Genomic DNA, 1,659 nt, shown 5'->3' on the forward strand with positions numbered 1-1,659 from the left:
CACCGGCCACCCACACATCCACCGCACCGACCCGCACCAACGGATCAGCCACCACACACTCCAACACCCGCACCAACCGCGCCACCAAAGCCACGGCCGTACCCCGATCGAACAAATCCGTGCTGAAGTCCAAGGCACCGTGCAGGGCAGCGACCCCACCGGACTCGTCGCGCTGCTCGGCGAAGCGGAAGGACAGATCGAACTTCGCCGCGCCGGCCTCGACCCGTTGCTCGGCCACGTTGAGGCCGGGCAGCGAGGCAATCGCCTCGCCCGCTCCCTGATCGGTGTTGTTGAAGGTAAGCAACACCTGGAACAGGGGGTGCCGGGACAGCGAGCGCTCCGGGTTGACCACCTCGACCAGCCGCTCGAACGGCAGATCCTGATGCGCGTACGCCGTCAGGTTCTGCGTACGAACGCGGTCGACGAGTTCGGTGAAGGTCGGGTCGCCGGAGGTGTCCGTGCGCAGCACGAGGGTGTTGACGAAGAACCCGATCAGGTCGTCCAGCGCATCATCCGTACGCCCGGCGATCGGCGTGCCGAGAGGAATGTCCGTCCCCGCGCCCATCCGCGTCAGCAACGCAGCCAGGGCCGCCTGCAAAACCATGAACGGGCTGGACCGGGTGTCACGGGCGATGGTCGTCAGTTCCCGGTAGACGGCCGCCGGGATCTCGAATTCCACGCGATCGCCCTCGTACGAGGCCACTGCGAGCCTGGGACGGTCGGTGGGAAGCACCAGCTCCTGGGGCAGGTCCTCCAGTTCCGCCTGCCAGTAGGCGAGTTGGCGTGCGACTTCGCTGCCCGGGTCCTCGTCGGAGCCGAGGACCTCGCTCTGCCACAGGCTGTAGTCCGCGTACTGGACCGGCAGCGGCGACCACGACGGCGCCTCACCGGCCGTACGTGCCGTGTACGCGGCTGTGAGATCGCGAGCCAACGGGCCCATGGACCAGGCATCGCCTGCGATGTGGTGGATCACGATGAGCAGCGCGTACTCGTCGTCGCCCAGCTCGAACAGCACGGCCCGCAGCGGCAGGTCCTCACACAGGTCGAACTCGCGCCGAGCGGCCCGGTTCAGCTCCTCGTCGAGGTGGCGGGCGTCGGTCGTGATGACCGTCAGCTCGGGCCGGGCACGGGACGCGTCCAGTACGACCTGGTACGGGCCCGCGGCGTCCTCCGCGAACACCGTCCGCAGACTCTCGTGCCGCGCCACCACATCCGCGATCGCCCGCTCCATCGCCTCACGGTCGAGAGAGCCGGAAAGGCGCAGGGCGACCGGCAGGTGGTACGCGGCACTGGGCCCCTCGAACTGGTCGAGGAACCACAGGCGTCGCTGTGCGAGGGAGAGCGGCAGTCGTTCGGGGCGCGGTGACGCCGCCCGCACGGCGGCCCGTGCCTGGGTGGCTCCGTCGAGTGCGGTGGCGAGCGCGGCGACGGTGGGGGTTTCGAAGAGCTGCCGTACGGACAGCTCGGCGTCCAGCACCGAGCGGATACGGCTCACCAGGCGGGTCGCCAGCAGCGAATGCCCGCCGAGCGCAAAGAAGCTGTCGTCGATGCTGATGCCGGGCAGGCCGAGGACTTCGGCGAACAGGCCGCACAGGATCTCCTCGCGGGGAGAGCGCGGGGCCCGCCCGACCCACTCCGGACCGTAGTCCGGGGCGGGCA

Annotated in this window: 1 protein-coding gene; it reads right to left on the reverse strand. The window is 69.4% G+C overall.

Annotation, left to right across the window (positions count from 1 at the left end; translation table 11 throughout):
- The coding region (locus ACTWP8_RS38135) for a condensation domain-containing protein (protein ID WP_443326634.1) at positions 1 to 1,659 on the reverse strand (1,659 nt) is incomplete at both ends.

This window comes from Streptomyces sp. 7N604 (assembly GCF_052245475.1).
In the GTDB taxonomy this organism is placed as follows: domain Bacteria; phylum Actinomycetota; class Actinomycetes; order Streptomycetales; family Streptomycetaceae; genus Streptomyces.